At 70.8% G+C, this 17,186-nt stretch carries 22 protein-coding genes; 14 read left to right on the top strand and 8 right to left on the bottom strand.

Annotated elements, in window-relative coordinates; all coding sequences use genetic code 11:
* Positions 1-3: 3 nt before the first annotated feature.
* Positions 4-801 (bottom strand): hypothetical protein, encoded by a 798-nt coding sequence (locus tag A0130_00980; protein ANF30444.1) that lies wholly within the window; start codon positions 799-801, stop codon positions 4-6.
* 23 nt (positions 802-824) lie between these two features.
* Here A0130_00980 and A0130_00985 point away from each other — a divergent pair, with 23 nt between their 5' ends.
* Genes A0130_00985 through A0130_00995 form a run of 3 tightly spaced genes read left to right on the top strand, consistent with a single transcriptional unit; the run spans position 825 to position 3,802 of the window.
* Positions 825-1,700 (top strand): signal recognition particle-docking protein FtsY, encoded by an 876-nt coding sequence (locus A0130_00985; GenBank protein ANF30445.1) that lies wholly within the window; start codon positions 825-827, stop codon positions 1,698-1,700.
* A 9-nt stretch (positions 1,701-1,709) separates the two neighbouring features.
* Complete coding sequence (locus tag A0130_00990) at positions 1,710-2,210, top strand: hypothetical protein (GenBank protein ANF30446.1); 501 nt, start codon at positions 1,710-1,712, stop codon at positions 2,208-2,210.
* A 20-nt stretch (positions 2,211-2,230) separates the two neighbouring features.
* Positions 2,231-3,802, top strand: coding sequence for a signal recognition particle protein (locus tag A0130_00995; GenBank protein ANF30447.1), 1,572 nt, complete (start codon positions 2,231-2,233; stop codon positions 3,800-3,802).
* 9 nt (positions 3,803-3,811) lie between these two features.
* On the opposite strand, the gene A0130_01000 is transcribed toward A0130_00995, so the two are convergent.
* From A0130_01000 to A0130_01015, 4 genes are all read right to left on the bottom strand, one after another.
* The gene (locus A0130_01000) at positions 3,812-4,531 is read right to left on the bottom strand and encodes a hypothetical protein (GenBank protein ID ANF30448.1); all 720 of its coding nucleotides are present in this window, start codon (positions 4,529-4,531) and stop codon (positions 3,812-3,814) included.
* Between the two features lie 81 nt (positions 4,532-4,612).
* Positions 4,613-5,164: a hypothetical protein gene (locus A0130_01005; GenBank protein ID ANF33236.1), complete on the bottom strand. Its 552-nt coding sequence runs from the start codon at positions 5,162-5,164 to the stop codon at positions 4,613-4,615.
* Positions 5,165-5,357: 193 nt separating this feature from the next.
* On the bottom strand, positions 5,358-6,035 hold the full coding sequence (locus A0130_01010) for a hypothetical protein (protein ID ANF30449.1): 678 nt from the start codon (positions 6,033-6,035) through the stop codon (positions 5,358-5,360).
* Positions 6,036-6,069: 34 nt separating this feature from the next.
* On the bottom strand, positions 6,070-7,206 hold the full coding sequence (locus A0130_01015) for a carboxylate--amine ligase (protein ANF30450.1): 1,137 nt from the start codon (positions 7,204-7,206) through the stop codon (positions 6,070-6,072).
* A gap of 181 nt (positions 7,207-7,387) precedes the next feature.
* Between A0130_01015 and A0130_01020 the strand changes: the two genes are divergently transcribed.
* Genes A0130_01020 through A0130_01030 form a run of 3 tightly spaced genes read left to right on the top strand, consistent with a single transcriptional unit; the run spans position 7,388 to position 8,745 of the window.
* Entirely contained in the window at positions 7,388-7,864 is a 477-nt protein-coding gene (locus tag A0130_01020; protein ANF30451.1) for a 30S ribosomal protein S16, read from the top strand.
* A gap of 4 nt (positions 7,865-7,868) precedes the next feature.
* The gene (locus A0130_01025) at positions 7,869-8,099 is read left to right on the top strand and encodes a hypothetical protein (GenBank protein ANF30452.1); all 231 of its coding nucleotides are present in this window, start codon (positions 7,869-7,871) and stop codon (positions 8,097-8,099) included.
* 16 nt (positions 8,100-8,115) lie between these two features.
* Positions 8,116-8,745, top strand: a complete 630-nt coding sequence (locus tag A0130_01030) for a ribosome maturation factor RimM (protein ANF33237.1) — start codon at positions 8,116-8,118, stop codon at positions 8,743-8,745.
* 35 nt (positions 8,746-8,780) lie between these two features.
* Here A0130_01030 and A0130_01035 read toward each other — a convergent pair whose 3' ends face one another.
* Positions 8,781-9,428 carry a hypothetical protein gene (locus A0130_01035; GenBank protein ID ANF30453.1) on the bottom strand — a complete coding sequence of 216 codons (648 nt, stop codon included), beginning with the start codon at positions 9,426-9,428 and terminating at the stop codon, positions 8,781-8,783.
* Positions 9,429-9,474: 46 nt separating this feature from the next.
* On the opposite strand from A0130_01035, the gene A0130_01040 reads away from it, so the two are divergent.
* Positions 9,475-10,686: an MFS transporter gene (locus tag A0130_01040; protein ANF30454.1), complete on the top strand. Its 1,212-nt coding sequence runs from the start codon at positions 9,475-9,477 to the stop codon at positions 10,684-10,686.
* Positions 10,687-10,697: 11 nt separating this feature from the next.
* Positions 10,698-11,381, top strand: a complete 684-nt coding sequence (locus tag A0130_01045) for a tRNA (guanine(37)-N(1))-methyltransferase (GenBank protein ID ANF30455.1) — start codon at positions 10,698-10,700, stop codon at positions 11,379-11,381.
* Between the two features lie 12 nt (positions 11,382-11,393).
* Here the strand turns inward: A0130_01045 and A0130_01050 are convergent, their stop codons facing one another.
* Positions 11,394-12,158, bottom strand: coding sequence for a type I methionyl aminopeptidase (locus A0130_01050; protein ID ANF30456.1), 765 nt, complete (start codon positions 12,156-12,158; stop codon positions 11,394-11,396).
* A 91-nt stretch (positions 12,159-12,249) separates the two neighbouring features.
* On the opposite strand from A0130_01050, the gene A0130_01055 reads away from it, so the two are divergent.
* The 4 genes from A0130_01055 (at position 12,250) to A0130_01070 (ending at position 14,407) form a co-directional block, all read left to right on the top strand.
* Positions 12,250-12,744 (top strand): hypothetical protein, encoded by a 495-nt coding sequence (locus tag A0130_01055; protein ID ANF30457.1) that lies wholly within the window; start codon positions 12,250-12,252, stop codon positions 12,742-12,744.
* Between the two features lie 181 nt (positions 12,745-12,925).
* Positions 12,926-13,273: a 50S ribosomal protein L19 gene (gene rplS, locus A0130_01060; GenBank protein ANF30458.1), complete on the top strand. Its 348-nt coding sequence runs from the start codon at positions 12,926-12,928 to the stop codon at positions 13,271-13,273.
* Between the two features lie 83 nt (positions 13,274-13,356).
* Positions 13,357-14,037: a ribonuclease HII gene (locus A0130_01065; protein ID ANF30459.1), complete on the top strand. Its 681-nt coding sequence runs from the start codon at positions 13,357-13,359 to the stop codon at positions 14,035-14,037.
* Between the two features lie 46 nt (positions 14,038-14,083).
* Positions 14,084-14,407 (top strand): hypothetical protein, encoded by a 324-nt coding sequence (locus A0130_01070; protein ANF30460.1) that lies wholly within the window; start codon positions 14,084-14,086, stop codon positions 14,405-14,407.
* A 3-nt stretch (positions 14,408-14,410) separates the two neighbouring features.
* On the opposite strand, the gene A0130_01075 is transcribed toward A0130_01070, so the two are convergent.
* Positions 14,411-14,956, bottom strand: a complete 546-nt coding sequence (locus tag A0130_01075; GenBank protein ANF30461.1) for a hypothetical protein — start codon at positions 14,954-14,956, stop codon at positions 14,411-14,413.
* A 147-nt stretch (positions 14,957-15,103) separates the two neighbouring features.
* Here A0130_01075 and A0130_01080 point away from each other — a divergent pair, with 147 nt between their 5' ends.
* Both A0130_01080 and A0130_01085 read left to right on the top strand, forming a co-directional pair.
* Positions 15,104-15,460 (top strand): hypothetical protein, encoded by a 357-nt coding sequence (locus A0130_01080; protein ANF30462.1) that lies wholly within the window; start codon positions 15,104-15,106, stop codon positions 15,458-15,460.
* Positions 15,460-16,998, top strand: a complete 1,539-nt coding sequence (locus A0130_01085; GenBank protein ID ANF30463.1) for an Mg chelatase-like protein — start codon at positions 15,460-15,462, stop codon at positions 16,996-16,998. Before A0130_01080 ends, A0130_01085 begins: the two co-directional genes overlap by 1 nt.
* Positions 16,999-17,186 lie beyond the last annotated feature (188 nt).

Genomic DNA, 17,186 nt, shown 5'->3' on the forward strand with positions numbered 1-17,186 from the left:
TCCTCACCACTCGATGGCGGCGAGGGCGTCGTCGAGCGGCGCCAGCGCCTCGGCGGCCTGTCGCTCGCAGTCGGCGGCGATCGGGTCGAGCGTGCCGTCGGGCGCTCCTTCGCGCAGTTGCCTGGCCAGCAGGATGAGATCGCGGTGGTCGCCGAGCGCGTCCTGGACCGTCTCTGCGGCCTCGGCCAGGCGCACGGCACGGTCGCCGAGGTCGTCGGCCACCGCCTCGGCGGCGTAGCGCAGCCGACGCGCAGCCTTACGGGTCGCGTGCCGCTGTTCCAGCGCGTCGCCCTCGCCCCGCTGTACGCGGCGGACGGCCTTCTTGAGCCCCTTCTGCGCGACCTTCCCGGGATCCGCTTCGCCGGCATCGCTCAACGGGGGAGCCGCCGCGAACTGCTGCAGGTCCGCCAGCAGCTCCCGGTGGCCGCGGCTGCGCAGCAGCCGAAGGAGGTCGTCCAGCGCACGTTCGTGCTGCTCCCGCGTCCTCGCCGCCAGGGCCGAGATCGTCTCCACCACCGCGGCGCTCATCTGCTCGTTCGCCAACCCGGCCAGGTCCCCTGCGCGCACCTCCAGGTCGCGCACGTTGCCGAGTCGGTGCCCGAGGGTCTTCATCCGGGCACGCAGTCGCCGGTCCTCCTCACGATCGAACGCGCGGCGGTACACGCTCAGGATGCTGCGCAGCCGCCGCACCCGCGTGCGCGCCTGATGGACCGCGTCCTCGCCGCCCGTCTCGATCGCCACCAGCTGCTCCGCCAGCTCCGCCGAGACCCCCACGAGCGCGTACATGACCACACGGTACATCCGGCCCGGCTAATCTGATCATCATGGCTGACCGCACCCCCTGGTCTCTGTCGGGCGCCCTTCGCGGGCTGTTCGCCAAGAAGACCATCGACGACGACACCTGGGACGACCTCGAGACGGCGCTGATCACCGCCGACTTCGGACCGGATGTCACCGAGGCGGTCGTCGACGACCTGCGCGCGAAGGTGGAGCGGTACCACACGACCGACCCGGCCGACCTGCAGCGGATGCTGCGCGAGACGCTCGAGGAGCGCCTGTCCAAGCTCGACACCACGCTCAAGCTGAGCGATCGCCCGGCGGTCGTGCTGGTCGTCGGCGTGAACGGCGTCGGCAAGACCACGACGATCGGCAAGTTCGCGAAGTTCCTGCGCACCTACGACCGCTCGGTGGTCGTCGGCGCGGCGGACACGTTCCGCGCCGCGGCCGTCGAGCAGCTGGCGACCTGGGCCGAGCGCGCGGGCGCCGAGATCGTCCGCCCGCAGCAGCAGGGGCAAGATCCTGCGTCCGTCGCGTTCCAGACCGTCGAGAAGGCGAAGCGCGACGGCACCGAGATCGTCATCATCGACACCGCCGGCCGGCTGCAGACCAAGGGCGGTCTGATGGACGAACTGTCCAAGATCAAGCGCGTCGTCGAGAAGCAGTCGCCGATCGCCGAGGTGCTGCTCGTCCTCGACGCGACGACCGGCCAGAACGGCCTGGCGCAGGCGGAGGCGTTCCTCGAGCACGCCGGGGTGACCGGACTCGTGCTCACCAAGCTCGACGGCTCGGCGAAGGGCGGTTTCGTGCTGGCCGTGCAGGAGCGCACGGGCATCCCGATCAAGCTGGTCGGACAGGGCGAGGGGATCAACGACCTGACCGGTTTCACCCCGCACGTCTTCGCCCAGCAGCTGGTGGGATAGGGTCGCGCCATGGCGATCGAGCACGACTTCTTCGGCCTCATCGACGAGACGGCGAGCGGCGGCCTCGCCTGGGACGACACGGTGGAGCTGGGCGACCAGGCCGTCGAGGTCGAACTTCTGGCCGACGACGAGAGCGGTGTGCCGGAGTTCGCGCTGGACTCGGCCGCAGCGCTCATCCAGGCGCTGGAGGGCTTCGACGCCCGGGCACGCGATGCGCTGATCGCCGAGCTCAGCTCCCGTCAGTCGGCCACGACCAGCTACATCGACGAGCACGTCGACAAGCTGGGCGACGACCTCCTCGACCTGCTCGTCTACAACTCCGGCGACATCGCCATCGACGTGCTGCGGTCGCTGCAACTGCTCACCGTCGTCATCCAGGCTGACCGCGCCGACGAGGACGAGGTGTTCGCGACCTTCGACTACTCCATCGCGCCGGACGAGACGGATGCGGTGCTGACGGTGTCGTTCGACGTGCGCGGCGACGTGGTCTCGGTGGAGACCCAGTCGTAGCCCGGTAGAATAACGGGATCATGGCTACTTTCGGCTCGCTGTCCGACCGTCTTGCGGACACCTTCAAGAACCTTCGCACCAAGGGCAAGCTGTCTCCGGCGGATGTCGACGGCACCGTGCGCGAGATCCGGCGCGCTCTGCTCGACGCCGACGTGGCGCTCCCGGTGGTCAAGGACTTCACCGGCAAGGTGCGCGAGCGCGCGCTCAGCGACGAGGTGAACAAGGCGCTGAACCCAGCTCAGCAGGTCGTCCAGATCGTCAACGAGGAGCTGATCGGCATCCTCGGCGGTCAGCAGCGTCGCCTGCAGTTCGCGAAGCGTCCGCCGACGGTCATCATGCTCGCCGGCCTCCAGGGCGCCGGTAAGACGACGCTCGCCGGCAAGCTCGGCAAGTGGCTCGTGAAAGACGGCCACACGCCGCTCCTGGTCGCAGCCGACCTCCAGCGTCCCAACGCCGTCACCCAGCTGCAGATCGTCGGCGAGCAGGCGGGCGTCCCCGTCTTCGCCCCCGAGCCGGGCAACGGCGTCGGCAACCCGGTCAAGGTCGCCAAGGACGCTCTGAAGTTCGCCGAGACCAAGCAGTACGACACGGTCGTCATCGACACCGCCGGCCGTCTGGGCGTCGACGCCGAGCTGATGAAGCAGGCCGCCGACATCCGCAAGGCGACCGACCCGGACGAGGTCCTCTTCGTCATCGACGCGATGATCGGTCAGGACGCGGTCGCGACGGCGAAGGCGTTCCAGGACGGCGTCGACTTCACCGGCGTCGTGCTCTCCAAGCTCGACGGCGACGCGCGCGGTGGCGCCGCGCTCTCGGTCGCCTCCGTCACCGGCCGTCCGATCATCTTCGCCTCCACCGGCGAGAACCTCGACGACTTCGAGCCGTTCCACCCGGACCGGATGGCGTCGCGCATCCTCGACCTCGGTGACATCCTCACCCTCATCGAGCAGGCCCAGGAGGCCTTCGACGAGGAGGAGGCGCGCAAGGTCGCCGAGAAGTTCGCGACCGACAGCTTCACGCTCGACGACTTCCTCAAGCAGATGCAACAGCTGCGCAACATGGGCTCCATCAAGAAGATGATGGGCATGCTGCCGGGCGCCGGCCAGATGAAGCAGCAGCTCGACAACTTCGACGAGAAGGAGATCGTCCGCACCGAGGCGATCATCCAGTCGATGACGAAGGCCGAGCGCACCAACCCGAAGCTGTTGAACGGCTCCCGCCGCTTGCGCATCGCGAAGGGATCGGGCACCACCGTCACCGAGGTGAACCAGCTCGTGACGCGGTTCGAGCAGGCCGCGAAGATGATGAAGACCGTCGCCAAGGGCGGCGTGCCGAACGTCCCCGGCATGGGACCCATCCCCGGCGCCTCCTACGCGGGTCGCAAGCAGCCCAAGAACAAGAAGAAGAGCGGATCGCGCTCCGGCAACCCAGCGAAGCGCGCGGCGGAGAACGCCGCGCTGGCAGCCGGCGTCAAGCCGGGCGGTTCGGCGGGCGCGGGCGGCAGCGGCTTCGGCCTCGGCAGTGCCCCGGCCCCGCAGGGCGGCCCGTCCGACGACGAGATGGCCGCTCTCCAGAAGTTCCTCGGCCGCTAGCCTCGCGGGCTAGAGAGCGAGGTTGAGAGGGCGCAGCTTCGACTCGATCGTCTGCGCGACGACCTTCTGTCCGGCCGCGTTCGGGTGGATGCCGTCCGGCTGGAGCAGGTTCTGGTGGCCGACGAGCGGGAAGCCGATGTCGAGCCATGTGCCGTTCACATCCCGGACGGCGTCGCCGACGATCCCGTCGACCGTGGTCATCGTCGCGGGCGGCTGATCCGAGCCCCAGATGCCGGTGACGCCGATGATGGTCGCCTCGGGGAACTTCTCCCGCAGTTCGCGGAGCATGGAGTCGGCGTTGGCCGTCACCTGGGCCGGGTCCTGCTCGCGGTCGTTGCGGGTCGCGGCGAGCATGATGACCTCCGGGTGGAGGTGCAGAGCCTGGTCGACCTGCTGGCGGTACGTCGTGCCGTTCCAGCCGGCCTTCACGAAGCCGGAGCCGGAGACGGCCAGGTCGGTGAGCCGCCAGCCGTGTTCGGCGGCGATGAGCGCGGGCCACGCCTGGCTCGGGGCGACGCCCTTGCCGAAGGCGATGGAGTCGCCGATCGCGACGGCGTCGACGGGCGCGGCAGCGTCCGCGTGGCCCGCTCCGGCGACGGGCGCGGCGACGGCCGACGACCGTGGATCCGCGGCGAGAGGGCGTGCGGTGGGGGCGGCGGCGCAACCCGCCAGAGCGAGCAGAACGGCGGTGAGGGCCGCTGGTGCCAGGAGGGCGATTCGGGTGCGCACGGGTGCGAGGCTAAACGCAGCAACCTGCGAAAAAGCCGTGTGTGACTTCCGGGCGTGTCGACGCGGTGCTAGTCGCTACGTTCAGCGGAAGACGAACTGCGAGGCGATGTGATCCGCGATGGTGTCGGCCAGCATCCTCTGACCCGCCACGGTGGGATGCACGTGGTCGGACAGCACCAGCTCCGGATGCCCGGTGAACGGCTGGCCCAGCTCGACCCAGGAGCCGCCGACGTCGAGCACCGCCTCCTTCACGGTCTTGTCGATGACCGCGATCTGGGCCGGCGGCTGATCGGACCCCCAGAGCGGTCCGACGCCGATGATCCGGGCATGGGGGAGCGCCGTCCGGAGACGCTGGAGGGCCGCGGTGGCCGCCGCCTTCAGCCCCTCCGTCGATGCGAAGACGTCGTTGCGCGTCCCGCCGATGAGCACGACGTCCGGCCGCAACCGGATGACGGCGCTGACCTGGTCGTCGAAGGTGTGGGTGTTGAGCCCCTTGACGGTGAAGCCGGCGGCGCTCTCGGCGAAGTCGCTGAGCGTCCAACCGAAGCGGTCGGCGACGAGCAGCGGCCAGGCGTCCTCCGCCGGCACACCGTTGCCGATCGCGATCGAGTCGCCGATCGCCGCCGCCGTCACAGGCGCGGCCGTCGGCGTGCTCGTGGGGCTCGGGGAGGAGAGAAGGGTGGGAGCGGGGGCGGCCTGCCCCGCCGCGGTGCAGCCGGCGAGGGCTGTGGCGACGATGGTCGCGGCGACGAGGGTGGCGAGGCGGGCCCCGAGGGAACGTCGGTTCGTCACGCCGCTACGCTACCCGAGGCGTCTGGGAGCCGCTTCACGCGCCGAGCTTCGACTCGACGACGGCGGCGATCGCCTGCTGGCCTGGCAGCGTGGGATGCTCGCCGTCGTCCTGCACCAGACCCGCGAGACCCCGGTACGGCTGGCCGAGGTCGAGCCAGTCGCCCCCGACGCCCTCGACGGCCTGCTGCAGCGCCGAGTCCAGCGGAGCGAGGTCGTCGTCGGAGGCGGCGCCCGAGAGCGCGTTGAAGCCGACGATGCGCGCGCCCGGAAGGTCGCTGTGCACGCGGTCGACCGCGTTCTGCATGGCGGTGGAGACCTCGGCGAGATCCTGACCGAGGTCGTTGTCCGAGGCGCCGATGAGCACCAGTTGCGCCTTGGCCGCGATGGCCGTGTCCACCTGGGCCGAGAAGTCGTGTCCGTCCGAACCCTGAGCGACGAAGCCCGCCCCCGGAACGCTCAGATTGTCGAGCCGCCACCCGCGCGACTGCGCGACGAGAGCGGGCCACGCCTCCGACGGCTCCAAGCCCAGTCCCGACTCGATCGAGTCGCCGACGATCGCGACGCGCTCTGCCGCGGCGGTCGGCGTCGAGGCCGCGCCGACCGCGTCGGCGGCGCCCCCGTTCGTCACCGCGCACCCCGACAGCGCCGCCAGGGCCAGCAGCGCGGCGCTGATGGCCGTGGCTGCCGCGGCGAGGGGGCGTCGAGCGAGCATGCACACACCGTACGCGCGGATCCTATGGATGCGCTCAGCGCGCCAGCCCGCTCCGCAGCTCGTGCGTGAGCGAGCTCACCACGGCCTGCAGGCTGCCGCCGTTCTGCTCGGCCACCGCGAGCTGGCGCTGGTAGCTCGCGCCCGTGTCCAGGACGGTGAGCACGGTTCCGAGCTCTTCCACGCAGCCGAGGCGCTCGGCCTCCGGCTGCAGGTCCTCGACCAGCTCCCGGAGCAAGTCCGAGACCAGCCGCTCGCTGCCGTCCGGCGCGAGGATGATCTCCGCATCCAGCCCGTACCGGGCGGCCCGCCACTTGTTCTCCCGCACGAACCACGGCTGCAGGGTGACCGGCTCCACGCCCTCGTCCAGCTGCCCCGACATCCGGTCGGTGAGGCAGTGGATGAGGGCCGCGACGGCGCCGACCTCGTCCGGGGTCGAGAGGCCGTCGCAGGCGCGCATCTCGACCGTTCCCCACTTCGGCGACGGGCGGATGTCCCAGCGCACCTCGGAGTGGTCCTCGACGACTCCGGTGGTCACCAGGTCCTGCACGTACTCCTCGTAGTTCGCCCAGGTGCCGAACTGCCACGGCAGACCGGCGGTCGGCAGCTGCTGGAACATCAGCGCGCGGTTGGAGGCGTACCCCGTGCGTGCGCCCGCCCAGAACGGGCTCGACGCGCTGAGCGCCTGAAGGTGCGGGTAGTACGTGAGCAACCCGTTGACGATGGGGAGCGCCTTGTCGACCGAGTCGATCCCGACGTGCACGTGCACGCCCCAGATCATCATCTGGCGACCCCACCACTGCGTACGGTCGAGCAGGCGGTCGTAGCGCTCGTTCGGCGTCACCTTCTGGTCGAACCACTGGGCGAAGGGATGCGTCCCCGCGCACATCAGCTCCACGCCCAGCGGGTCGGTCACCTCCCGGACGAGCCCGATCAGCTCCTGCAGATCGGTGATCGCGGCGGGGACCGTCCTGTGCACCCGGCTGACCAGCTCGACGGTGTTGAGCAGCAGCTCGTGCGTGATCTGCGGATGCTCGCGGCCGTCCGGCGTCCCCAGCTCCCGGAGCACCTCGTCGGCGATGTGGACGAGGTCGCCGGTGGACCCGTCCACCAGCGCCAGCTCCCACTCGATGCCGACGGTGGAGCGCTCGGACTCCGAGAATTCGATCTGCATGCGGTCGTCCCGTCCATCCGATTGTTCAAAGGGGCGCAATGTCTGACAGAATAGCTAGTTGAGTTCGACGTGCCCGACCCTCTATCCGGCCCGTGGGACGAACATTAGACCTCCTGCCGAGTGTGCCCCCACGCCCACGGCAGTCAGTTCGACACAACTCATCCACTCATACAGGAGAATCGTGGCTGTCAAAATCCGTCTGAAGCGCCTGGGCAAGATCCGCGCTCCGTACTACCGCATCGTCGTCGCCGACTCGCGCACCAAGCGCGACGGTCGCGTCATCGAGGAGATCGGTCTGTACCACCCGACCGAGGAGCCCTCGCGCATCGAGGTCGACTCCGACCGCGCGCAGTACTGGCTGAGCGTCGGCGCCCAGCCGACCGAGCAGGTCACCGCGCTGCTGAAGCTCACCGGCGACTGGGGCAAGTTCAAGGGCGACAAGAACGCCGTCTCGACCGTGAAGACCGCTGACGAGAAGGTCGCGTTCGTCGCCGACGAGAAGAAGAAGCCGGTCCTGAAGCCGAAGGCCGAGAAGCCGTCCGCCGCCGAGGCCGAGGCCGTCGTCGAGGCCGAGGTCGAGCGCGAGGAGGCCGACGAGGCCAACGTCGTCGCCGAGGCCGAGGCCATCGCGGACGACGCGTCCGACGAGAAGGCCTGACGTCTTGCTCGCACCCGCGCTCACGCACCTGGTCAAGGGGATCGTCGATCACCCTGACGACGTCCACGTCGTGGCCAAGAGCTCCCCGCGTGGCGAGGTCCTCGAGATTCGCGTGAATCCCGAGGACCTCGGCCGGGTGATCGGCCGCTCCGGCCGCACGGCGAAGGCTCTCCGCACCCTCGTGAACGCGTTGGCCGACGGCCGGCGCGTCCGTGTCGACGTCGTCGACGACTGAGGTGGCGGACCACAAACTGCCTCGCAAGGAGGTCGCTCCCCGGCCCGGTCAGACCGAGCTGCGCGTGGGGCGTCTCACGAAGGCGCACGGCCTCAAGGGCGCGCTGAAGCTCGAGCTGTACACGGACGAGCCCGAGAAGCGGTTCGTGCCCGGAGCGGTGTTCACCCTGCAGGTGCCCACCGCATCCAAGTGGCACGGCAAGACGCTCGAGCTGTCCGAGCTGCGCTGGTACAACGGCCACCCGGTCGGGTTCTTCGTGGGCGTCGACGACCGCACGGAGGCCGAGACGCTCGTCAAGGCGATCCTGTGGGTCAGCCAGGACGAGAAGCAGCTGCCCGACGAGGAGGACGCCTGGTACGACCATCAGCTGGTCGGCCTTGACGCGCTCCGCGACGGAGTGAAGGTCGGCCGCGTGGCGCGCGTCGACCACCTGCCGGCGCAGGACCTGCTGGCCGTCACCACGGCGGACGGCGAGGTGCTGGTGCCGTTCGTCAAGGCGATCGTGCCGGAGGTCGATCTGACCGCCGGCACCGTGACGCTCACGCCGCCGGCCGGGCTCTTCGAAGAGATCCCCGACGACGAACCGGAACCGGAATCGGCGCCGGAGACCGCGCCGGACGACGCTCCGAGCGAGGACGAGGACTGAGAAGAGGGCGACCCACGGGTCGCCCTCTTTCTCGCTCAGCCGACGATCGCGAGTCCGCGTCCGCGGAGGGCGCGGGCGTCCGCATCCAGAGCCGACAGCAGCCGTTCGTGGGTCCCGACGATGTGGGCGTGGATGCGCTCCGCCGCCGCGTCCGACTGCCGCTCGGCGATGAGCCGGACGATCTCGCGATGCTCCTGCCACGCCTCCTCGCTCCGCGCCGCGAGCCACCGCGAGCGGGCGAGCCGCGTCATGGCCGAGTCCACGGCGTCGGCGAAGAAGTGGTTGCCCGACAGTGCGGCGAGCCGGACGTGGAAGTGCGTCCCGGCCCGGACGGCCTCGTCCGCCGGAGCGGTCGTGTCGAATTCGTCGAGGTGGGCGGCGAGCGACGCGATGTCCGCGTCGGAGGCCCGGGCGCAGCTGAGCCGTGCGGCCGCGGTCTCCACCGCGTCCCGCAGCTCGCTGAGACGCGCGATCTCGCCGAGGTCGATGGGGGAGACCTGCCAGGCGCGGCCGTCGCGTGCCACCAGCCCCTCCGCCTCCAGTCGCATGAGAGCGGCGCGCAGCGGTGTACGGGACGCGCCGAGTTCGGCTTCGAGACCGCGCTCGGTGAGGCGCGATCCGGGCACGCGATCGAGGTCGAGGATCTGCGAGCGCAGGCGGTCGTACACGGTGGGCTCGGCCATGGTCCTCCTTTGGTATACCGACGCGGTATACCGCTATGGTATACCCATGAACCGCCGGATCGAACGCCGTCCCCGCCCGTGGCTGATGCTCGCGTTCGGCGTGCTCGCCCAGGCGAGCTCGACCGTGTTCGTGTCGACGCCGGCGTTCCTCATCCCGCTGCTGCTCACCGAGCGCGGGCTGAGCCTGGCGCAGGCCGGCCTGTTGGCCTCCGCGCCCACGCTCGGCCTCGTGCTGACCCTGATCGCGTGGGGCGCGCTGAGCGACCGGATCGGTGAGCGCTGGGTCATCGCCTCGGGGCTGGCGGTCACCGCCCTGGCCGCGATCGCCGCGATGTTCGTCGACTCCTACCTCGCGCTCGGCGCGCTCTTCCTGGTGGGCGGGATGGCGTCCGCCAGCCCCAACGCGGCCAGTGGTCGCGTGGTGATCGGCTGGTTCCCGAAGGAGCGGCGCGGGCTCGCCATGGGCATCCGGCAGATGTGCCAGCCGCTCGGCGTCGCCATCGCGGCGGTGAGCGTCCCGCTGCTGGCGTCGTCGGGCGGGATCGCGGCCGCGCTCGTCGTGCCCGCGGTGCTGTGCGGCGTGTCCGCGGTCCTGTGCGCGATCGGGATCGTCGACCCGCCACGGCCGCCGCGTCGAGCCGCGGACGGCGAGGAGGCGCACCCGCAGGCCGTGTGGCGGCCGTACCGCGAGACGTCGCTGCTGTGGCGCATCCACGGTGTGTCGATGCTGCTGGTCGTGCCCCAGTTCACGGTCTCGACCTTCGGGCTGGTGTGGCTGGTGTCGCAGCTCCACTTCTCGTCGCTCGCGGCCGGCATCGTCATCGGCGTCAGCCAGTTCGCCGGGGCGATCGGGCGCATCGGGATCGGCGTGCTCAGCGACCGCGTGGGCAGCCATCTGCGACCGCTGCGGTGGGTGTCGCTCTGCGCCGTCGCGGTGATGCTGCTGATGGCGGCGGCGTCGGCCCTCGGCTCGGTCGCCGCGGCGGTCATCCTCATCGTCGCAGCCATCGTGACGGTGGCCGACAACGGGCTGGCCTACACATCCGTCGCCGAGATCGCCGGGCCGTTCTGGTCGGGACGGGCGCTCGGGGCGCAGAACACCGGTCAGTTCCTGGCGGCGTCCGTCGTCGGCCCCGCCGTCGGCGCCCTCATCGGCTGGGTCGGGTACCCGCTCGCCTTCGCTCTGGTGGCCGTCTGCCCGGCCGTCGCGACCCTGCTCGTCCCGCGGGATCGGGAGCTCGCGGTCGTGCCCGCCTAGACTCTCATTCCATGCGCATCGACATCGTCACGATCTTCCCGACCTTCTTCGATGTGCTCGACATCTCCCTGCTCGGCAAGGCCCGGCAGTCCGGGCTGATCGAGCTGGGCGTGCACGACCTGCGCGACTTCACGCACGACCGGCACCGCACCGTCGACGACACGCCCTACGGCGGTGGAGCCGGGATGGTCATGAAGCCTGAGCCGTGGGGCGATGCGCTCGACGGCATCCTGGACGGCGCGTCCGACCCGGTGGTGATCTTCCCGTCGCCCGCGGGCGAGGTGTTCACCCAGGCGACCGCGCGCGAACTGGCGCAGGAGCAGCACCTCGTCTTCGGCTGCGGCCGCTACGAGGGGATCGACCAGCGTGTGTTCGACGAGACGGCGTCCCGGGCGCGCGTGCGGCTGATGAGCATCGGCGACTACGTCCTCAATGGCGGAGAAGTGGCCACGATGGCGATGATCGAGGCCGTCGGCCGCCTCATCCCGGGCGTCGTCGGCAACCCCGAGAGCCTGGTGCAGGAGTCCCACGAGGACGGGCTGCTCGAGTACCCGAGCTACACCAAGCCCGCGGTCTGGCGCGGTCGCGAGGTCCCGCCGGTGCTGCTCTCGGGCAACCACGGCGCCGTCGACGCCTGGCGCCACGAGCAGCAGCTCGCTCGCACCCGCGCCGTCCGTCCCGACCTGCTGCCCTGACCCGGCCGCTCGTTACGGGGCGGTCAGGACGAGCGGGCCGTCGTCGGTGATCGCGACCGTGTGCTCGGAGTGGGCGCCGCGGGAGCCGTCCGCGCTGCGCAGCGTCCAGCCGTCGCGGTCGGTGTAGATCTCGTCGGTCGTCTCGAGGAACCACGGCTCGATCGCGATCACGAGGCCCGGGCGCAGCGGGTAGCCGCGGCCGGCGCGCCCGTCGTTCGAGATATGCGGATCGCCGTGCATCGTGCGCCCGACGCCGTGGCCGCCGAACTGCGTGTTGATCGAGTAGCCCTCGGCGTGCGCGACCGCGGCGATCGCGGCCGAGATGTCGCCGATCCGCCCGCCCGGCTGCGCCGCCTGGATGCCCGCGGCCAGCGCCCGCCGGGTCGTGTCGATCAGGCGCAGGTCCTCGTCGCGCGGAGTCCCGACCACCAGGCTCACCGCCGAGTCGGCGACCCAGCCGTCGACGGAGGCGGCGAAGTCGAGGGTGAGGAGGTCGCCGTCCTGCAGCCGGTAGTCGTGCGGGAGGCCGTGCAGCACGGCGTCGTTGACGGAGGTGCAGATCACCTTGCCGAACGGGCTCGCGCCGAACGACGGGTGGTAGTCGATGTAGCACGACTCCGCGCCGCGGCGGCGGATGAGGTCGTGTGCGAGCGCATCCAGCTCCAGCAGGTTCACGCCCACCCGGGCGGCGGCCGCGGTCTCGGCGAGCACCTCGGCCACGAACCGGCCGGCCGGGCGCATCTGCTCGATCTCGGCGGGGGTCCTCAGCTCGATCACACGGTCTCCTCTCGACGTACGGCTCCAGTCTCGCAGGTGCGTGCGGCAAACCCGCAGCCGCAGCACAGCCGCGGCTCGCTACGCTGGAAGCGTGTTCATCCGCAAGGCGTTCTACTGGTGGCTCTTCCCGTCCGCCGTGGTGCTGCCCGCCTGGCTGCTGATCGGCTGGGCGGCGTTCAGCCAGGGGAGCGGGTGGTCGTTCCTCGGGCTCCTGGTGCTGTGCCCCATCCTGTTCATCGCGACGCTCGTGGTGAGCGGCATCGTCATGGCCCGCCGGAGCGTCCGCGAGCGCCGCGCCGTGTCGTGGTGGGATGTGCTGCTCTTCGGGCTGTGGGACCTCACGATCATCGGGTTCGGCTTCTTCCTCCCGGGTGCGACCGGGTGGTTCGCGGTCGTCGGCATCCTGTTGTTCATCGCGCTCTTCTGGGTCGCGCTGTGGGAGCTCCTGAGAGAGACGCGGACCCGCGTGCAGGCGACGTTCGCCGCGTACGAGCGGGCCGCGAGGCCGCAGGTCCCGTCGGAGCAGGCGGCACCGGTCGACCACGGCGAGTACATCGTGATCGAGGAGCGGCTCGACCGCGACTGACCGCTTTGGCGAAACGGGTGCTCGCATGGCAGAATTGATCCTTGTGCCGCGGCCAGGCTCTGCCACGGGGGAGCCAGCACTTCACGCGGACACACCACAATCGAACCCAGACGGCCGATCCTCGCACTGAGGCGGCCCGAGTCCGTTCCCGACCGGTGGCGGGTACAGAGAGCGAACAGCCATGCACATCCTCGACCAGGTGGACGCCGCGTCCCTCAAGCAGGACATCCCCGCGTTCCGCGCCGGCGACACCGTCAAGGTGCACGTGAACATCATCGAGGGCAACCGCTCTCGTATCCAGGTCTTCCAGGGCGTCGTCATCGGCCGCTCCGGCGAGGGCGTCCGCGAGACCTTCACGGTCCGCAAGGTCTCCTTCCAGGTCGGCGTCGAGCGCACGTTCCCGGTCCACTCGCCGGTCATCGACCACATCGAGGTCGTCACCCGCGGTGACGTCCGCCGCGCGAAGCTCTACTACCTGCGCGAGCTCCGCGGCAAGAAGGCGAAGATCAAGGAGAAGCGCGAGAACTGATCTCGCCCGCTCCTCATCCAGAGCATCCCGAGCCCCCGGTCCTGACATGGACCGGGGGCTCGGTCGTTTATCCTGGGGAGGTGATGACCCCGGTCTCTCCGTCGCTGCGGTTCGAGAAGTCCCTCTACCGCCAGGGCGTCACGTCGATCGTCGCGGTGGACGAGGTGGGGCGCGGGGCGCTCGCGGGTCCCGTCGCGGTCGGAATGGTCGTCATCGACACCGCCGTGAAGCGCATCCCGCCGGGGCTGCGCGACTCCAAGCTGCTGCCGGAGGCGGTGCGCGAGTCCCTCGATCCGCTGTGCCGCAAGTGGGCGATGCACCACGCCGTCGGGCTCGCCACGGCGGCCGAGGTCGACGCGCTCGGCATCATGCGCTGCCTCGGCCTCGCCGGCGCCCGGGCCCTCGCCCAGCTGGAGGAACAGGGCGCGCTGGTGCACGAGAGCACGCTCATCCTCGACGGCAACTACGACTACCTCAATCCGGCGCTGATGCGTCCGGCGAAAGTCGTCACCCGCATCAAGGCGGACCGGGACTGCGCGTCTGTCGCCGCGGCCTCGGTCATCGCGAAGGTGCACCGCGACCGGATGATGATCGCCCACGACGCGGAGTACCCGGGGTACGGCTGGGCGAGCAACAAGGGGTACTCGTCGCCCGAGCATTTCGCCGCGATCGCCCAGCTCGGGCCGAGCGCGCTGCACCGGCTGACGTGGCTCAAGCAGCCGACGCTGATGGACGACATCGAGGAGCTCAGTCCACAGGTCTGACCGCTCGGACGCGCGCGCCCTCCATCCGGCATAGACTTGACGGACGATGGATGAAGACGAGTTCGACGACTACGACCGCGAGGTCGAGTTGGCTTTGTATCGCGAGTACCGGGACGTCGTCTCGCAGTTCAAGTACGTGATCGAGACGGAGCGCCGCTTCTATCTCGCGAACGAGGTGGAGTTCGTGCGCCGCGACACGGAGCACGACTTCTACTTCGAGCTGACGATGAACGACGTCTGGGTATGGGACGTCTACCGCGCAGACCGGTTCGTGAAGTCGGTGCGCGTCCTGACGTTCAAGGACGTCAACATCGAGGAACTCTCCTCGAAGGAGTTCGAGCTGCCCAAGGAGCTCGCGCTCGACGAGTGACCGTCAGCGCTCGTAGGTGCCGGTCAGGCGGCCGCGGGCAAGCACGTGTCCCCGCATGGCGTCCACCACGGTGGCCGGGCGGAGCGTGGCGTCACCCGGGACCGGGCGGTCGAGCGCGTAGAGCTGGAAGACGTAGACGTGCGGGCCGTGGCCGGGGATCGGCCGTGGGCCGTGGTACCCCTTCTGGCGGAACGAGATGATGCCGTCGCCGTGGCGGCCGCCCGCGACCAGCTCGCCCGCGTCGACACCCGTAACTCCAGGGTCGAGCCGCGCGACGGCGTGGACGATCGGGCGTGAGAACGGCACGTCGCGGTCTTCGACGACGAGGACGAGCTGGCGGGCCTCCGCCGGAACGCCGGACCAGGTGAGGGCGGGGGAGACGTTGTCGCCGACGGGACGGCCGGCGGTCCTCCGGGGCATCGGCTCGCCGTCGGGGAAGTCGGGGCTCGCGATGGACAGTGTCTCGGGGGCGTGGAGACCGGGGGCGTGCCAGGTGAGCGAGTCCTCGCCGGCGCGCCGGTTGCGGAGCAGGTGACCGAGCCGGGCCATGGGCGTCCTTTCGTCGGGGCGGGTCCACGTTAGTCGCTGGGCCGCCGGTTTGCGTCCACAGGTGGTCACGGCGACGACTTCTCCACAGATCCGCGCTCTCCGGTCCGCCCATCGCCGACTCTCGCGAGGCTGGAGGCGGAGGTTCTCATGGCACAGAAAGACGAATTGGGACGCCGCGGCGAGCAGGTCGCGGCCGAATGGCTGCAGGAGCGCGGGTACCGGCTCCTCGACCGCAACTGGCGGTGCCCGTCGGGCGAGCTCGACCTGATCCTGCGTGACGGGGCGACGCTGGTGTTCGCCGAGGTGAAGACGCGGTCGTCGCTCGAGTTCGGTCATCCGTTCGAGGCGATCACATCCCGGAAGGCGGCGCGACTGCGACGGCTTGCGGCGGCCTGGTGCCGAGAACGCGGTCCCGGTTCGGCGGAGGTGCGCATCGACGCGGTCGCCGTGACGGATGCGTGGACCGAGCGTCCGCTCGTCGAGCACCTCACCGGGATCGCCTGATGACACTCGCACGCACCTTCGCCATAGCGCTCGACGGACTGCGCGGTCACGTCGTGGAGGTCGAGGCCGACATTTCGGCGGGGCTCCCGGCCTTCGTGCTGATCGGTCTCCCGGACACCGCGCTCGGGGAGTCGCGCAAGCGCGTGGGGGCCGCGGCCGTCAACGCCGGGTGTCCGCTCACGCAGAAGAAGCTGACGGTCAACCTGTCGCCCGCTGCGCTGCCGAAGCAAGGCTCGGGGTTCGACCTCGCGATCGCGATCGCCGCGCTGTCGGCCGCGGGCACCGTGCCCGCCGACTCGGCGGCGCGCGCGGTGCACATCGGCGAGCTGGGCCTCGACGGCCGCCTGCGTCCCGTGCCGGGCGTGCTGCCGGCCGTGCTCGCCGCTCGCGATGCGGGCTTCTCGCGGGTGTTCGTCCCGGCGGCGTGCGCCGACGAGGCCGGACTGGTCGACGGCATCGAGATCGTCGCGGTGACCGGGCTGCGCGCCACGGCGATCGCCCACGGCGCCGACCTCGACCCGATCGACGAGGAGGCCGTGTCCGCCGCCGCGACAGAGCAGGAGGCGGTCGTCGAACCCGACCTCGCCGACGTGGCCGGCAACGATGAGGCGGTTGAGGCTCTGGTCGCCGCGGCCGCCGGTGGCCATCACGTGTCGATGGTCGGGCCGCCTGGTGCGGGGAAGACGATGCTCGCCGCGCGTCTGCCGTCACTCCTGCCGGACCTCTCCGACACCGCCGCGCTGGAGGCCACGTGCATCCGCTCCCTGACCGGCCTCCGCGTCGGGTCCGACCTCGTGCGTCGGCCGCCGTTCGAAGCGCCGCACCACACCGCATCCGCCGCGGCGCTCGTCGGCGGCGGCAGCGGGCGCATCACTCCGGGCGCCATCGTCCGGGCGACCCACGGCGTCCTCTTCCTCGACGAGGCCGCCGAGTTCCCGCCCTCGGTGCTCGACGCCCTGCGGCAGCCGCTCGAGAACGGGACCATCACCATCCATCGGGCCAGAGGCGCGGCGACCTTCCCGGCGCGTTTCCAGCTCGTGCTCGCCTCCAACCCGTGCCCGTGCGGCCACTGGGGCTCGGCCGACGCGGAGTGCACCTGCACCCCGATGGCGCGACGCCGGTACCAGGCCCGCATGTCCGGACCGCTGATCGACCGGGTCGACATCCGGCTGACGGTCCGCAGGCTCGGCCTCGCCGCCGTCCGCGGCGCACTCGCGCGCGGTTCCGGCCGGACGAGCAGCGACCTCCGCGAGAGGGTGGCCGCTGCCCGGGAGCGCACCGCCGAACGGCTGCGTGGCACCGAGTGGACCCGGAGCGCCGAGGTCGCAGGAAGCTGGCTCCGCGCCCCCGAACGGCGCCTCAGCCCGGGCGTCACCGCCCCGATCGACCGGGCGCTCGAACGCGGCATGATCACCATGCGCGGGTACGACCGCGCCCTCCGTCTCGCGTGGACCCTCGCCGACCTCGACGACAGCTCCTCTCCGGATGTCGACCACGTCGGTCGGGCGCTCTTCCTCCGCCGCGGGATCCCCGCATGAACGCCGCGTGCGGGCGCTGCGTGGTGGCGCGGGCGGTCACAGGGGGCGTCGAGAGTCCCGGCTCGTCCGAGCCGCCCGGGTCCGCAGAGTCGGTGGGGCGCTCGACGTCCGGGGAGTCCCCGAAGTCCGACCGCACCTCCACCTCCGGGCACACCGCCATTCCCGGCCTCGCTCGACGGGAGCTGGAT

It is taken from the genome of Leifsonia xyli (genome assembly GCA_001647635.1).
Taxonomy (GTDB): Bacteria; Actinomycetota; Actinomycetes; order Actinomycetales; family Microbacteriaceae; genus Leifsonia; species Leifsonia xyli_A.

Coding starts and splice junctions, on each gene's coding strand:
- A0130_00980 (ANF30444.1), bottom strand. CDS start 801: ATGTACCGTGTGGTCATGTACGCGCTCGTGGGGGTCTCGGCGGAGCTG.
- A0130_00985 (ANF30445.1), top strand. CDS start 825: ATGGCTGACCGCACCCCCTGGTCTCTGTCGGGCGCCCTTCGCGGGCTG.
- A0130_00990 (ANF30446.1), top strand. CDS start 1,710: ATGGCGATCGAGCACGACTTCTTCGGCCTCATCGACGAGACGGCGAGC.
- A0130_00995 (ANF30447.1), top strand. CDS start 2,231: ATGGCTACTTTCGGCTCGCTGTCCGACCGTCTTGCGGACACCTTCAAG.
- A0130_01010 (ANF30449.1), bottom strand. CDS start 6,035: ATGCTCGCTCGACGCCCCCTCGCCGCGGCAGCCACGGCCATCAGCGCC.
- A0130_01015 (ANF30450.1), bottom strand. CDS start 7,206: ATGCAGATCGAATTCTCGGAGTCCGAGCGCTCCACCGTCGGCATCGAG.
- A0130_01035 (ANF30453.1), bottom strand. CDS start 9,428: ATGGCCGAGCCCACCGTGTACGACCGCCTGCGCTCGCAGATCCTCGAC.
- A0130_01040 (ANF30454.1), top strand. CDS start 9,475: ATGAACCGCCGGATCGAACGCCGTCCCCGCCCGTGGCTGATGCTCGCG.
- A0130_01045 (ANF30455.1), top strand. CDS start 10,698: ATGCGCATCGACATCGTCACGATCTTCCCGACCTTCTTCGATGTGCTC.
- rplS (ANF30458.1), top strand. CDS start 12,926: ATGCACATCCTCGACCAGGTGGACGCCGCGTCCCTCAAGCAGGACATC.
- A0130_01065 (ANF30459.1), top strand. CDS start 13,357: ATGACCCCGGTCTCTCCGTCGCTGCGGTTCGAGAAGTCCCTCTACCGC.
- A0130_01070 (ANF30460.1), top strand. CDS start 14,084: ATGGATGAAGACGAGTTCGACGACTACGACCGCGAGGTCGAGTTGGCT.
- A0130_01075 (ANF30461.1), bottom strand. CDS start 14,956: ATGGCCCGGCTCGGTCACCTGCTCCGCAACCGGCGCGCCGGCGAGGAC.
- A0130_01080 (ANF30462.1), top strand. CDS start 15,104: ATGGCACAGAAAGACGAATTGGGACGCCGCGGCGAGCAGGTCGCGGCC.
- A0130_01085 (ANF30463.1), top strand. CDS start 15,460: ATGACACTCGCACGCACCTTCGCCATAGCGCTCGACGGACTGCGCGGT.